Genomic DNA, 12,472 nt, shown 5'->3' on the forward strand with positions numbered 1-12,472 from the left:
AGCGGACACCTGCTGACCTATTCGCTCCGTACGGTCCTCGCATGAACGGTTCCTCGGAGAAGACCGACCTGGCGTACGCGCTCGCCGAGCAGCGGGAGCTGCTGCTGATCACCGTGCGCGGACTCGACGACGCGCGGGCCGCCCGGCGTACGACCGTGAGTGAGCTGACCCTGGGCGGGATCGTGAAGCATCTCGCCCAAGGGGAGGCGGCGTGGACGCGGATCATGGTCGAGGGCGACGGCGAACTGCCGGACGGCATGCTCGACATGGGCCAGTACCGCATGGCCCAGGACGACACGCTCGACGGGCTGCTGGCGGCGTACACCGCGGCCGCCCGGGCGACCGACGAGGCCCTGGCCGGGCTGCCGGACCTGGACCGCGGCGTGCCCCTGCCGATGACTCCCTGGTCGCCGCCGGAGCGCGAGTACTGGTCGGCGCGCCGGATCCTGCTGCATCTGATCCGGGAGACGGCCCAGCACGCCGGGCACGCGGACATGATCCGGGAGGCACTGGACGGCGCGAACAGCACGGCTCAGCGCTGAGACGGGGACGGAGGCGGGGCGGGGGCGGAGGTGGAGGCGGGGGCTGTCAGACGCGGGCCTCGAAGCATTCGCGGCTTCCTCCCGCCACCGGGCGGAAGCAGGCCCGGACGGTCGCGCCGCGTCTCGCCTCGGTCATGGGTGTGTAGACGTAGGACTGCGCGGCGATGCCGTCCGTGATCTCCGCGCTCTGCGGGCGGCCCGTGCCTTCGTCGGCCGTGTCCAGCTCCAGGCGGTCGCCGATGCGGGTGCTCCACATCCTCGCCCAGCCCGCCCCGCACTCCGCGCTGTAGCGCAGTTCGAGGTGGGCTCCGGTGGACGTGCGGTGCGAGGCGAGGGTGAGGGGGTGCGTGCCGCACTTCATGGGCATCGGGTCCTGGCCCTCGCAGGTGGCTCCCCGGCAGCGGGGTGCCGGAGCGGAGGAAGGCGGTGCGGAGGGGCGGCCGTCGCCGGTGTGGCCCGCGAGGAGGACCAGGGCGACCGAGAGGCCGCCGGCCGCTATCGCGCAGACCGAGGCGAGGATCGCCATGACCGTGCCCCTGCCGCCGGCGGGATGCCCGGCGGCGTCCGTGTCCGGGGGGTCCGCGGGCACGGACGCGTCCGTGGGCCGCGCCGCCGCCCTGCCGCTCCACTCCGACTCCGCGAGCTCCCACAGCGCCAGGCAGCGGCCCTCCGGCTCGCCGGCGAGGCTGCACAGCTCCCGCACCGCTCGGCTGGGCGGGAGGGACTTGCCGTTGAGATAGCGCTCCCAGGACGACTTGCTGAAGGTGGTCTTCGTCGAGAGGGCCGCCAGGCTCAGCCCCGTGCCGGTCCTCAAGTCCCTCAGCGCGGCGGCCAGTCGGGCGCGTTCCGGCGGCAGCGCGTGCTGCGAGGACCGCGTCATTCCCGTAGGGCCTTCCAGGTGTGGGGGCCGATGATGCCGTCCACGACCAGGCCGGAACGCTTCTGCAGGTCCTTGACCGCGCGTTGCGTGTGCGGGCCGAAGATGCCGTCCACGGCTCCCGGCGAGAGGCCCGCGTCATGCAGCAGGCACTGCGCCTCGGCCACCTCCGGTCCGGCGTGGCCCTTCGCCAGGATGGCCTTCTGGGTACGGCTGTTGCCCGCGTACCAGCGGCCGTCGATCCGCTCCGCCCGGCAGGTGTAGGTGGGGCGCTCGCGTTCCGGCTGCTTCGGCGACCCCGGTGCCCGCGTGGCCGTGGACGCGGTGAGGGGGGTCGCGGCAGCCTTGCCCTCGCCGTCCGTGAGCCGTACGGCCAGCAGGACCGTGGCGGCGACGGCCAGTACCAGGGCCACCGATCCGGCGATGAGGGTGATGCGCAGCGCCCGGCCGTGCGGGCGGGGTGTGCCGGTGCCGGGTCCGGCCGGTGGTCCGCGGTGTTCGGTGGCCGTGGCCCAGGCCTCGGCGGCGACCTCGTGCAGCGCGAGCAGCCGGATCGGATCGTCACCGCCGAGCCGGGCCATCGCCTCGACGGCCTCCCGCGGCGGGAGAGAGCGGCCGGCGAGGTAGCGCTCCCAGGACGACGGGCTGTAGCCCGTCCTCGCCGCGAGCCGGCGCAGACTCAGTCCGCTGTGGTCCTTGGCCCGGCGTAATCGCACCACCAACTGCCGCACACGCGGGTCCAGTTCTTCGGGCAGCCCTTTCCAACGCGACATGTTCCCCCCACTCGCGTTCGCGGACCGTGGTCAGCGGTCCCCTTACCGCCGCATTCTGCAACAGCATCCACGCGGTGCCCCATACATCGGTTCCGATCCCCCTGCCGCCCCCTACCGATTCGGCCACCGCCCGCCGCGAGCGTCCCGCCGTACCGTCCCGGCGGGTGATGTCCGGGCAGGTCAGGGCTTGGGACGTCCCGTGAGTACGTCACTTCTGTGGCGACTGTGGTGGATACCCGTCCCCGGCCCGCAGTCTCGTTGTCGAGCCGGCCGGTGTGGTCGGCCCACCACGAAGGGGGCAAGCAAGATGCGTATGACCAGGAAGCTCGCCGTCATGGCCGGGGGGATCGCGCTGACCGGTGGTCTGCTGGCCGGCAACGCGGGTACGGCCGGTGCGGCGGAGGCCTCGCCGCAGGCGGCTTCGGACTGTCCGTCGGGCTGGTTCTGCGTGTGGGCCGGGCAGAACTACACCGGGCGCATGCAGAAGGTCGCCGGGACCAACAACGACCTGACCCAGTTCGTCGTGTTCCAGAGCTTCAAGTCCTGGTACAACCACGGCGCTTCCTGCGACTTCAAGTGGTTCTCGGAGAAGAACCACGGCGGGTCCAGCGGGGTTGTCCCGAGGGGGTACAAGGAGACCGGCGGCACGAGCCGGTACATGAAGTCCAACACGTGGGTCAACTGCCGCTGACCGGCGGCTCTCCACCACGCCCGAGGGCGGCACTCCACGGGGGAGTGCCGCCCTCGGCCTGTCGTCAGGGCCCGGTTCGGCTCGGTTCGGCCCGGTTCAGAGCCGCTCAGGCGTCCGAATGCCCAGCAGGGCCATGCCCTGGTGGAGGGTGCGGGCCGTGATGTCGCACAGGAACAGACGGTTCTGCACCTGCTCGGGCGTCTCGGCCTTCAGCACCGGGCACTTGTCGTAGAACGACGTGTACAGCGACGCCAGCTGGTACAGGTACGCCGCCAGCTTGTGCGGGGCGTACTCCGCGGCCGCTTCGAAGACCGTGTCGCCGAACGCGTCCAGGTGCAGACCGAGTGCCCGCTCCGCCGGGGCGAGTGCGAGCTCCGGGTGCGCGACCGGCCTCGTCTCGCCCGCCTTGCGCAGGATCGACTGGATCCGGGCGTACGCGTACTGGAGGTAGACGGACGTGTCGCCGTTCAGCGACACCATCTGGTCCAGGTCGAACTTGTAGTCCCGGTTCGGCGACGTCGACAGGTCGGCGTACTTCACCGCGCCGATGCCGACCTGTGCGGCCCGCTCCTGGATCTCGTCCTCGGAGAGGTCCTGCGCCTTCTCCCGTACGACCTCCGCGGCCCGCTGTACGGCCTCGTCCAGCAGGTCCTCAAGCCGTACGGTCTCGCCCTCACGCGTCTTGAACGGCTTGCCGTCCGCGCCCAGCACCGTGCCGTAGCCCATGTTGTGCGCGGTGACGCCGTCGCTCAGCCAGCCGGCCCGCCGGGCCGTCTCGAAGACCATCCTGAAGTGCAGCGACTGGCGTACGTCCACGACGTAGAGCAGGGACGAGGCGTGCAGGTCCTGGACCCGGTTGCGGATCGCCGTCAGGTCGGAGGCCGCGTAGCCGAAGCCGCCGTCGGCCTTCTGCACGATCAGCGGGACCGGCTGGTCGTCCTTGCCGCGGATCTCGTCGAAGAACACCACCAGCGCGCCCTCGGAGCGCACCGCGACACCCGTCTCCTCCAGGATGCGGGCGGTCTCGGGCATGCCCTCGTTGTAGGCGGACTCGCCGACGATCTCCTCGTCGCGGATCTCCATGTCGAGCTTCTCGAAGACGGAGTAGAAGTAGACCTTCGACTCGTCCACGAACTGCTGCCACAGCTCGAGCGTCTCCTTGTCACCGGACTGCAGGGCGACGACCCGCTTGCGGGCCCGCTCCTTGAACTCCTCGTCCGCGTCGAAGAGCGCACGCGACGCCTTGTACACCCGGTTCAGGTTGCTCATCGCCTGCTCGCCGTCGACGTCGGCCGCGGGGGCCAGCTCGCCGGGGTGCTCGAACAGGTACTGGATGAGCATGCCGAACTGGGTGCCCCAGTCGCCGATGTGGTGCCGGCCGATCGTCTTCTCGCCGGTGAAGTCGAGCATGCCGCGCAGAGCGTCGCCGATGACCGCCGACCGCAGGTGGCCGACGTGCATCTCCTTCGCCACGTTCGGCTGGGCGTAGTCGACGATCGTGATGCCCGGGTTCTCCTTCGGCGGCACGCCGAGACGCTCGCCGTCCGCGTGCCGCGCGGCGAGGTTCTCGGTGATCGCCCGGTCGGCGATCGTGATGTTGAGGAAGCCGGGGCCGGAGACCTCGACGTCCTTGATCACGTCACCGGTGACGATGTTGCCGACGACCTCCGTCGCCAGTTCCCGGGGGTTCGACTTGGCCTTCTTGGCGAGGGCCAGGATCCCGTTGGCCTGGAAGTCGGCCCGGTCGCTTCGTCGCAGCAGCGGGTCGGCGTCGGCCTCCGGCCGGGTGGCCGACAGGGCGTTCGCGAGACGCTGCTGTACTTGAGCGGTGAGCGACGTGACCGAGGTCATGGGATGGATGCCGTTCTCCTCGTGGATCGATAGACCCGCTCAGTATCCCACGGGGGGTAAAGCCATTTTCCCGGGCGGGATGCCGTCTGGGAGAATGGGCACCGGCCGTTGACCGTACGGCTGCCCTGGAGAAAGAAGGACGTGCCGATCGTGGCTCAGAGCACCGAGACCACCGACTGGGTCTCCCGTTTCGCGGATGAGGTCATCGAGGAGTCGGAGCGTCGGGCCCCGGGCAAACCCGTCGTCGTCGCGTCCGGACTCTCACCGTCCGGCCCCATCCACCTCGGGAACCTGCGCGAGGTCATGACCCCGCATCTCGTCGCCGACGAGATCCGCCGCCGGGGCCACCAGGTGCGCCACCTCATCTCCTGGGACGACTACGACCGCTACCGCAAGGTCCCGGCCGGGATCGCCGGCGTCGACGAGTCGTGGGCCGAGCACATCGGCAAGCCGCTGACCTCCGTCCCGGCGCCGAAGGGGTCGTCGCACCCGAACTGGGCCGAGCACTTCAAGGCCGCGATGATCGAGTCGCTGGCCGAGCTGGGCGTGGAGTTCGACGGGATCAGCCAGACCGCGCAGTACACCTCCGGGGTGTACCGCGAGCAGATCCTGCACGCCATCAAGCACCGCGGCGACATCGACGCGATCCTCGGCCAGTACCGGACGAAGAAGGGCCCGGCCAAGAAGCAGGGGCAGAAGCCGGTCGACGAGGCCGAGCTGGAGGCCGCCGAGGGCTCCGGCGCGGCCGGTGAGGACGACGGCAGCTCCACCGCCGCCGGCTACTTCCCGTACAAGCCGTACTGCGGCAACTGCGAGAAGGACCTCACCACCGTCACGTCCTACGACGACGACTCCACCGAGCTGACCTACGCCTGCACCGCGTGCGGCTTCTCGGAGACGGTCCGGCTGAACGAGTTCAACCGCGGCAAGCTGGTCTGGAAGGTCGACTGGCCGATGCGGTGGGCCTACGAGGGTGTCGTCTTCGAGCCGAGTGGCGTCGACCACTCCTCTCCCGGGTCGTCGTTCCAGGTCGGCGGGCAGATCGTCGGGATCTTCGGCGGGAAGCAGCCCATCGGGCCGATGTACGCCTTCGTGGGCATCAGCGGCATGGCGAAGATGTCGTCCTCGCGGGGTGGCGTGCCGACCCCGGCGGACGCCCTGAAGATCATGGAACCCCAGCTGCTGCGCTGGCTGTACGCGCGGCGCCGGCCCAACCAGTCCTTCAAGGTCGCCTTCGACCAGGAGATCCAGCGGCTGTACGACGAGTGGGACCGGCTGGACGCCAAGGTCGCCGACGGCAGCGTCCTGCCGGCCGACGCCGCCGCGCACGCGCGTGCGGTGCGCACGGCCGCCGGTGAGCTGCCGCGGACGGTCCGGCCGCTGCCGTACCGGACGCTTGCGTCCGTCGCGGACATCACCGCCGGGCACGAGGACCAGGCGCTGCGCATCCTCAGCGAGCTGGACCCGGAAGCGCCGCTGACCTCGCTCGACGAGGCACGCCCGCGCTACGACAAGGCCGAGGCCTGGATCAACACGCACGTGCCCGCCGACCAGCGGACGATCGTGCGGGACGAGCCCGACGGCGAACTGCTCAAGTCGCTCGACGAGGCCTCCCGGCAGTCGCTGCGGCTGCTGCTCGACGGGCTCGCCGGGCACTGGTCCCTGGACGGGCTGACGCATCTCGTCTACGGCGTGCCGAAGGTGCAGGCCGGGTTCTCCGCCGACGCGACGCCGAAGGAACTGCCGCCGGAGATCAAGACGGCCCAGCGGTCCTTCTTCGCGCTGCTGTACCACCTGCTGGTCGGGCGCGACACCGGGCCGCGGCTGCCCACGCTGCTGCTGGCGGTGGGGCAGGAGCGGGTCCGGGCGCTGCTCGGGGAGTAGTCGCCGTACAGGTATTCGCCTTACAGAAGGAAGGGGCTCTCGTTCGAGGGCCCCTTTTCTGTTGCCCCTGTGCGATGTGGTCTGCCCTTATGCGATGTGGTCTTCTTCCAGCTCCGCCGCGTGACGGTTCTGGAAGCGTTCCGCGAGGGACTTCAGCTCGCTGGGGCTCATCGTGGTGCCGTAGGTGGCCTGGATGTTGTCGCCGAGCACCCGGGGCGTGGGGTAGCTGCCGTCGATCGACTGGCGGAACACCTGGTAGTACGCCTCCTCGTCCGGCTCGGGAGACGGTGGGGTGCCGCCGCCGTCGCCGAGTTCCCGGGTGCGGTTGGGGCCCACCGGGATGGGGAAGCTGCCGGTGTCCTCCGGGGTGGCGGGTGCCTGTTCGTAGGCGGCGGGTGCCTGTTCGTACTGGGGGTCGTACCGCTCGGCCTCTTGCTGTTCCGCGATCCACTGGGCGTACTGCTCGGGGTTGTAGGCCGGGTCGTAGCCGCCCTGGTAGTCGATCTCGCGTTGGGCGTTGAACCATGGGCTCTGGTCCGGGCCGAGTACTTCTTCCACGTACTCGGCGTCGGGGTTGTTCTCGAGCTGTGGGCGCTGCTCGCTCCGAGGTGCGGCTGCGCCCACCTGTGCCGCCCCAGCGGCATGGTTGCCCGCGGCGGGGTTGGCCTCCAGCGCCGACCGCTGTGGCGGTGGCGGGATCAGCGCCGGTTCGATCCCCGCCGCCGCCAATCCCGCCGGGGCCGTCTCCGCCAGCGGTACGCCGTAGCGCGCCAGCCTCAGGGGCATCAGGGACTCCACGGGAGCCTTGCGGCGCCAGCTTCGGCCGTAGCGGGAGCGCAGCCGTGCCTGGTACACGAGACGTTCCTGCTCCAGCTTGATGACCTGGTCGTAGGAGCGCAGCTCCCAGAGCTTCATGCGGCGCCAGAGGAGGAACGTGGGCCCGGGGGAGAGCAGCCAGCGGGTGAGGCGGACGCCCTCCATGTGCTTGTCGGCCGTGATGTCGGCGATCCGGCCGATCGCGTGGCGGGCCGCCTCGACCGCGACCACGAAGAGGATCGGGATCACCGCGTGCATGCCGACGCCGAGCGGATCCGGCCAGGCGGCCGCGCCGTTGAAGGCGATCGTCGCCGCTGTCAGGAGCCAGGCCGTCTGGCGGAGCAGAGGGAAGGGGATCCTGATCCAGGTGAGGAGCAGATCCAGGGCCAGCAGGACGCAGATGCCCGCGTCGATGCCGATCGGGAAGACGTAGGAGAAGTTCCCGAAGCCCTTCTTCAGGGCCAACTCGCGGACCGCCGCGTACGAACCGGCGAAGCCGATACCGGCGATGATCACAGCGCCGGCCACGACCACGCCGATGAGAACGCGGTGCATCCGAGTCAGTTGTGGCGCGGCCACCCGTCTTCCCCTCCCCTTGCGTGCTGTTGCGCGCAACAGGGTGGCACATGTGTGCGGAGGACGGGTGGCCGGTTCCGGTCGGCGGTGTTCAGCTCTTCTTCGCGGGCGTCTTCGACGGTGACGCGGAGGAGTCCTTCGAAGGGCTCTTCGAGGCTTCCTTCGAGGGCTCCTTGGACGGGGACTTCGAAGCCGGCTTCGAGGGTTCGCCGCTCGCCTTGCCGCCGCCCGCGCCGTTCGCCTCGGACACCGCGGCCACGGCCTCCTTGGCGGCCTTCTCCGCGTCCTTGGCCATCTCGTCGGCGCTCGGGGACTTGTCGCCGGCCAGGCCGGCGCCGTTGTAGTCGAGCGTGACGACGACGTTCTCGACGCGTGCCACGACCGTCTGCTGCTTGAAGGTGCCTTCCTTCTTCTTCAGGTCGTAGCGCACGGCCGTCGCCTGGTCGCCCGTGCCGGCAACCGGCTCCGACTTGACGCCCTTGGCGCCCTCGGCGGCCTGGGCGTCCTGGACCTGCTTCTCGTAGTACTGCTGGGCCAGCTTGTCGCCGGAGCCGCGGGTGGTGTCCGACTCGAAGCGCAGCATCGACACGTTCAGCCAGCGGAACTGCGAGCCCTTCACGCCGTTGTTGTCGAGGCTGTTCCAGGAACAGCTGCCACGCGTGGAGATATCGTCCGACTTGCCTTCCTTGCCGGACTTGCTCTCCGGGACGAGGTCCTTCAGCGTCTTCTTCGACAGTGCCTTGCAGGACTCGGGGAGCTTGTCGTACGCCGCCGCCTCGACGGTCGGTGACGGGCTCGCGGACGCCGAGGCCGCCGCGTTCGCGGCCTTGTCCGTGCTGTCGCCGGAGCCGGAGTCCGAGGAGCAGCCGGCGGCGACCAGCATCACGGGGACGGCGGCCGCGCAGACAAGGACGCGGTGGAGTCGCTTCGCTCGCTGATCCTGCTGGTCTCGCTGTGCTCGTCGCTGCATGGTTCCTTCACTCATGACGCTCGTGGTTCCCTGCGGTCGGAACGGGGCCGAGTGGTCACCGTACGCGGTGCGGCGGAGGTGTGGTCTTCCTTCGCGTGCTTTGCGGGTGTGCGTGAAGGGGGCGTGAAGGGGCCTCAGTCGCTCAGCGTATCGGCCAGCCGGGAGGCCAGTTTCTGGGCCCTGTCCTGCAATTCCTTGCTGTCCGGGACGACGCCGACGGTGGCGGGCTGTTCGGCGTACTCGATGGTCACGATGACATTGGACGTGCGGAACGCCACAGTCACCGTCCGCTGCTTGGCCGTCGAACCGGAACTGCTCAGCTCGTCGTCGATGAAGGCCTCGTCGCCGAAATCCTCCAGCACGCGGGGCTGGAGTTCGGTCGGGGTGGCGGAGGCGGACGCCGAAGGTGACGAAGTTCCGGAGGGCGAGGAGGGTGAGGAGGGCGAGGAGGTCGAGCCGGGGGAGCCGCTCGCGGCGGCGGAGGAGCCGCCGGCCGGGGTGCTGCCCGCGGCGGGGGACTCCGTGGCGGCCGACTCGGTGGCCGTCGGCTCGGGGAGGTGGGCCGCGGCCTCCCGCTCCGCGAAGAGCTGCTCGGCCTGGTTGTCGTCGCTGACGGCGTTGTCGTAGGAGACGACCCGTTCGAAGCCGATGAGCAGATGGTCCGTGGCCTGCGCGCCGTCGACCTTCCACTGGCAGCCGACCTTGCGGTCGGTGTCGAACGTGACCGTCGGCTCGCCCTCGTAGGCCCTCTCGCGCTGTTCGCCGTCGGTGATCTGCCGGATGCCGGGCAGGAGTTCGTCGAGCGTGCTCTGGCCGACCGCGGCGCAGGGCTCGGGGAGCGTGCGGTAGCGGCCCGGCTCGGCGGCGGGCGAAGCCGTGCCGGTGTCACCGGGGTTGGAGTCGTCCGTCGGGCCGTCGTCGCCCGAGCTGCCGGTGCAGCCGGCCAGCAGGGCCGCGAGGAGCGCGGCGATAGCGGGTGCGTACGCCTTCCGTTGCACGTGGGGGCTCCTCTCGGGGCGGATATTGGCTTGCCGTCGCGGGGCAGCCGATGAACACAATGTGTATCGCACGCACTGCCGTGAACGCCGGTCCGGATTCCCTTTCGTAGACCTTGGCTCCGGTATTTGCTCTTGAAGACTTCTGTTCGCTTACGGGGGATTGAGGACGTTATGTCGTATGTAGAGGTACCTGGCGCGAAAGTACCGATCCGGATGTGGGCCGACCCCGCCTCGGTCGAGGAGGGCGCGCTCCAGCAGCTCCGGAACGTCGCCACGCTGCCGTGGATCAAGGGCCTCGCCGTCATGCCCGACGTGCACTACGGCAAGGGCGCGACGGTCGGCTCGGTCATCGCGATGCGGGGTGCGGTGTGCCCGGCGGCGGTGGGGGTCGACATCGGCTGCGGGATGTCGGCGGTGAAGACGTCCCTGACGGCGAACGACCTGCCCGGGGATCTGTCGCGACTGCGGTCGCGGATCGAGCAGGTGATTCCGGTGGGGCGCGGGATGCATGACAGTGCCGTCGACCCGGGGCGGCTGCACGGGTTCGGTACGGCTGGGTGGGATGACTTCTGGGGGCGGTTCGACGGGGTTGCGGAGGCGGTGCGGTTCCGTGCGGATCGGGCTGCCAAGCAGATGGGAACGCTCGGCGGAGGCAACCACCTCTTCGAGCGGCCTATCGACCAGAAGGCAAAGGCAACTTCTTGGTCTGCAGGCGCCACAGGCGGATACAGCAGCTCTTCTCGGTTCGGCCTAGTTCCTTTGCGGCCTGAGCGTGGTTGTTCAGCCGCAGTAGAACGCGGTCCTCCTGCTCCGACCATCGGCGGCGCTCGGGAGCGACCCTCATGCCCGCCGGGCGGATCCATGCAGTCAGTGAGTCGGCTGCGATCTTCTTGCGCTCCAATGACAAGCAGTCCTCGTAGTAAAGATCGGCTGACAGCCCTTGGGCGTTCTCCTTCGTGTACAGGACGTTGTACACGCCGTCCCGTGCGTTGCGCTTGAGAGTGCGTTTCGCTCCCGTGACCTGCTGTGCGTAGGAGCACAGGTAGGAGGCGATGGCCGTGCTGGCCGTGGTGAGAGAGACGAAGGGGAAGCCCTGCCGGGTGTAGCCCACAGAGCCGTCGGCGTCGATGATGCCGCGCAGGTAATCGCGTGGCGAGAATCCTCCACGAGGTGGCGCGATGGTCATCGACTTGCGGCCGTAGGGAAGGCCGAGTTCGTTGATCTTGATTCTTGCGTCGAGGGAGCACAAGCTCCAGGTCGCCGAGGTGTGCCGTTCAGTGAAGTTCGTGGACCGGATGCGCTCGGTGATGCTGCTGTAATACGGCGTCAGCTTCTGGAACTTACGAAGGAGAGCGATATCTCGGGCGCTGATCTCGACTGTCAGCCGCCCCTTCTGTCCCGCTCCTCTGGACAGGTGTCCATCCGCCTGCAAGAACCCGAACATGTACGCGTACTCGGGGACCGTGAGGTCCATGAACTGGTGAGCGATAGGCTCGCAGTCAGCCACAGGGAAGCCTCTACTTCCTGTCGGTCAGGCCCTTGGCCGGGATGCCAGTCCCGGCCGGGGGCCGTCGATTTGATGTTGTGGCGTGAGCCTAGGTCTCCAGTTCGCGGGCCGTTCGGGTGATCGAGGATGTTCACCCCTGTGAGTGATGGTCAGGGCCCCGATCCATCACTCCAAGAGGCACTCCCGGAGGGTCGTCGAGAGGGCCGGTGCGTTCAGTTCCAAGGCGTTGGTCACGTAGCCGGCCGTCGAGCCGTAGCGGTTCGTCAGGTCTGTCAGGAACAGGTGCATGACCTCGGCGGGGGCGCGGCCGAACGACGGCCAGGTGGGGGAGCGGCCGTCGTTGCGGGACGTCCAGTCGGCGAGGAGGGCGGGGGCCGCCAGGTCCGTGAGGGCGAAGTCCTCGACGATGACGGGGCGGGGGACGTCGAGGAGCTCCAGGACGAGGGCCGCGAGCAGGCCCGTGCGGTCCTTGCCCGAGGCGCAGTGGAATGCGAGCGGCTCGTCGGCCCGCGCCGCCTGGGTCACCAGTTCCAGTGCCCGGCGGATCTCCTTGGTGCCGTCCTGCGCCACTTCCATGTAGCGCTCGGCCAGGTAGGGGCCGGGGGCGATGTCGGGGGTGAGGGCCGCCTGGTCGTAGGGGCGGTGCTCGATGCTGAGGTTGTGGTACGTGAAGGCCGGGTCGTCCGGGATGCGGCCCCGTGCGTCGATCTCCCAGGGGTAGCGGAGGTCGATGACCGTGCGGATGCCGAGGGAGAGGAAGCGGGTCCAGTCGTCCGTGCCCTGGGTGAGCTTGCCCAGGGAGTCGGCGCGGTAGAGGCGGGCCCGGCGGACGCGTCTGCCGTCCGCGGTGGTGCAGCCGCCCAGGTCACGGAAGTTGTGCAGGGCGTCGAACGGTATGTGTCTGTCGATGTCCACGGAGGGTGACCCTATGGGCCACCCCGGCTCGGTGCCTGTGCTTTCACTGCGGTGGGTGTGTCCCCGCCGGCG

General features: G+C 69.6%; 11 protein-coding genes and 1 pseudogene. 4 read left to right on the top strand and 8 right to left on the bottom strand.

Annotated elements, in window-relative coordinates:
- Positions 1-41: 41 nt before the first annotated feature.
- Positions 42-542 carry a DinB family protein gene (locus tag ACIBK5_RS11005; protein WP_399018384.1) on the top strand — a complete coding sequence of 167 codons (501 nt, stop codon included), beginning with the start codon at positions 42-44 and terminating at the stop codon, positions 540-542.
- A gap of 46 nt (positions 543-588) precedes the next feature.
- On the opposite strand, the gene ACIBK5_RS11010 is transcribed toward ACIBK5_RS11005, so the two are convergent.
- Both ACIBK5_RS11010 and ACIBK5_RS11015 read right to left on the bottom strand, forming a co-directional pair.
- A complete protein-coding gene (locus tag ACIBK5_RS11010) occupies positions 589-1,422 on the bottom strand; it encodes a DUF2690 domain-containing protein (protein WP_399018386.1) in 834 nt (277 codons plus the stop codon).
- Entirely contained in the window at positions 1,419-2,192 is a 774-nt protein-coding gene (locus ACIBK5_RS11015; RefSeq protein ID WP_399018387.1) for a peptidoglycan-binding protein, read from the bottom strand. Before ACIBK5_RS11015 ends, ACIBK5_RS11010 begins: the two co-directional genes overlap by 4 nt.
- A gap of 307 nt (positions 2,193-2,499) precedes the next feature.
- Here ACIBK5_RS11015 and ACIBK5_RS11020 point away from each other — a divergent pair, with 307 nt between their 5' ends.
- Positions 2,500-2,883, top strand: coding sequence for a peptidase inhibitor family I36 protein (locus ACIBK5_RS11020; RefSeq protein WP_399018389.1), 384 nt, complete (start codon positions 2,500-2,502; stop codon positions 2,881-2,883).
- A gap of 96 nt (positions 2,884-2,979) precedes the next feature.
- Here ACIBK5_RS11020 and argS read toward each other — a convergent pair whose 3' ends face one another.
- On the bottom strand, positions 2,980-4,734 hold the full coding sequence (argS, locus tag ACIBK5_RS11025; protein WP_399018391.1) for an arginine--tRNA ligase: 1,755 nt from the start codon (positions 4,732-4,734) through the stop codon (positions 2,980-2,982).
- Between the two features lie 141 nt (positions 4,735-4,875).
- Here argS and lysS point away from each other — a divergent pair, with 141 nt between their 5' ends.
- On the top strand, positions 4,876-6,618 hold the full coding sequence (lysS, locus tag ACIBK5_RS11030; protein ID WP_399018393.1) for a lysine--tRNA ligase: 1,743 nt from the start codon (positions 4,876-4,878) through the stop codon (positions 6,616-6,618).
- An 87-nt stretch (positions 6,619-6,705) separates the two neighbouring features.
- Here the strand turns inward: lysS and ACIBK5_RS11035 are convergent, their stop codons facing one another.
- The 3 genes from ACIBK5_RS11035 to ACIBK5_RS11045 all read right to left on the bottom strand — a co-directional run bounded on the left by ACIBK5_RS11035 (position 6,706) and on the right by ACIBK5_RS11045 (position 9,978).
- Entirely contained in the window at positions 6,706-7,989 is a 1,284-nt protein-coding gene (locus tag ACIBK5_RS11035; RefSeq protein WP_399018395.1) for a DUF2637 domain-containing protein, read from the bottom strand.
- Between the two features lie 112 nt (positions 7,990-8,101).
- Positions 8,102-8,995 carry a DUF3558 family protein gene (locus ACIBK5_RS11040; protein ID WP_399018396.1) on the bottom strand — a complete coding sequence of 298 codons (894 nt, stop codon included), beginning with the start codon at positions 8,993-8,995 and terminating at the stop codon, positions 8,102-8,104.
- Positions 8,996-9,114: 119 nt separating this feature from the next.
- Positions 9,115-9,978: a DUF3558 domain-containing protein gene (locus ACIBK5_RS11045; RefSeq protein WP_399018398.1), complete on the bottom strand. Its 864-nt coding sequence runs from the start codon at positions 9,976-9,978 to the stop codon at positions 9,115-9,117.
- 171 nt (positions 9,979-10,149) lie between these two features.
- On the opposite strand from ACIBK5_RS11045, the pseudogene ACIBK5_RS11050 reads away from it, so the two are divergent.
- A pseudogene (locus ACIBK5_RS11050) lies at positions 10,150-10,662 on the top strand (RtcB family protein); the annotation flags it as partial.
- Here the strand turns inward: ACIBK5_RS11050 and ACIBK5_RS11055 are convergent.
- Positions 10,652-11,452: an LAGLIDADG family homing endonuclease gene (locus ACIBK5_RS11055; RefSeq protein WP_399018400.1), complete on the bottom strand. Its 801-nt coding sequence runs from the start codon at positions 11,450-11,452 to the stop codon at positions 10,652-10,654. The pseudogene ACIBK5_RS11050 and the gene ACIBK5_RS11055 overlap by 11 nt on opposite strands.
- A 198-nt stretch (positions 11,453-11,650) precedes the next feature.
- Positions 11,651-12,400 carry a tyrosine-protein phosphatase gene (locus tag ACIBK5_RS11060; protein ID WP_399018402.1) on the bottom strand — a complete coding sequence of 250 codons (750 nt, stop codon included), beginning with the start codon at positions 12,398-12,400 and terminating at the stop codon, positions 11,651-11,653.
- Positions 12,401-12,472: the final 72 nt, after the last annotated feature.

Source organism: Streptomyces sp. NPDC050546 (assembly GCF_044457425.1).
GTDB lineage: Bacteria > Actinomycetota > Actinomycetes > Streptomycetales > Streptomycetaceae > Streptomyces.

Excerpts from the sequence above, each read along its gene's own strand:
- ACIBK5_RS11020 (WP_399018389.1), top strand. The coding sequence starts at position 2,500 with ATGCGTATGACCAGGAAGCTCGCCGTCATGGCCGGGGGGATCGCGCTG.
- argS (WP_399018391.1), bottom strand. The coding sequence starts at position 4,734 with ATGACCTCGGTCACGTCGCTCACCGCTCAAGTACAGCAGCGTCTCGCG.
- ACIBK5_RS11005 (WP_399018384.1), top strand. The coding sequence starts at position 42 with ATGAACGGTTCCTCGGAGAAGACCGACCTGGCGTACGCGCTCGCCGAG.
- ACIBK5_RS11035 (WP_399018395.1), bottom strand. The coding sequence starts at position 7,989 with ATGCACCGCGTTCTCATCGGCGTGGTCGTGGCCGGCGCTGTGATCATC.
- ACIBK5_RS11015 (WP_399018387.1), bottom strand. The coding sequence starts at position 2,192 with ATGTCGCGTTGGAAAGGGCTGCCCGAAGAACTGGACCCGCGTGTGCGG.
- ACIBK5_RS11040 (WP_399018396.1), bottom strand. The coding sequence starts at position 8,995 with ATGAGTGAAGGAACCATGCAGCGACGAGCACAGCGAGACCAGCAGGAT.
- ACIBK5_RS11055 (WP_399018400.1), bottom strand. The coding sequence starts at position 11,452 with ATGGACCTCACGGTCCCCGAGTACGCGTACATGTTCGGGTTCTTGCAG.
- ACIBK5_RS11010 (WP_399018386.1), bottom strand. The coding sequence starts at position 1,422 with ATGACGCGGTCCTCGCAGCACGCGCTGCCGCCGGAACGCGCCCGACTG.